The 964-nt window shown below is 41.4% G+C and carries 1 pseudogene; it reads right to left on the reverse strand.

What is annotated here, in order from left to right:
* Positions 1-14 precede the first annotated feature (14 nt).
* A pseudogene (locus RJ01_RS15540) lies at positions 15-937 on the reverse strand (integrase core domain-containing protein); the annotation flags it as partial.
* Positions 938-964: the final 27 nt, after the last annotated feature.

Consider the following 964-nt stretch of genomic DNA (forward strand, 5'->3'; position numbering starts at 1 on the left):
TTGTGCCTGTCAGGTTAAATTTGAGCTAAATCCTTCTCAGCCCAAATCCGTTTTCCATCAAGTAAAGTTTCAAGTGGTGTACGACCACAGCACATTTTTCCTTGATGAGTCCGTTCAGTATTATAGAATTTCAGCCAATCGTCTAGATCAACTTGTAATTCTTCCAATGAGCTATAAAGCTTCTTCCTAAACGTGATTTGATAGAACTCCTGCAAAATCGTCTTGTGGAAACGCTCACATATACCATTTGTTTGCGGGGAAGCTGCTTTTGTCTTCGTGTGATCAATATCATTAACTGCCAGATATAACTCATAGTCATGTTGTTCTACCTTAGCGCATCCTCAGTACCTGAGCAGCACTGCTGCGCAAGTGTGAGGATGCGAAGCATTGGTAAGTCCTGAGATTGATAGAATGGCAATACACGATCATTGAGTAAATCAGCCGCTGTAATCGGTGTTTTTGTTGTATAGAGCTTGCAATGAACGATCTTGCTATAAGTGTAGATGAATGTTTGTTGGTAGATTCGTCCAACACCTTTGAGATTCCCGACATAAAAGGTGTCTTGCGCGCCTAAATAGCCTAGATGAGCTGTTTCGATTTCACCACAAGCAACGTCATCCTCATGCTTACGTTCAAGTGCCGCAATCTGCTGATCATTTAATTCAGTACCATCCTGTGCCACTTTAGCCTCAAGTGCTTTTAAACGCTTCTTAAAGTTCTCTAAATCGTGACGAAGCCATATAGAGCGAACACCACTCCCTGAAACGAATACACCCTTCTTGCATAATTCATTACTAGTACGGTGCTGACCATATGCGGGATATTGAATTGCGAAATCAATAACAGCCTGTTCAATAGCATCATCTACACGGTTTTTTGAATTTGGTACTCGATAGGATTTATTGATCAGTGCGTCAATATCACCAGACTTCACTAGGGCGTGTCCTCATTTGAAGAATTGGTT

The sequence above is a fragment of the Acinetobacter sp. YZS-X1-1 genome, assembly GCF_000804305.1.
GTDB lineage: Bacteria > Pseudomonadota > Gammaproteobacteria > Pseudomonadales > Moraxellaceae > Acinetobacter > Acinetobacter variabilis.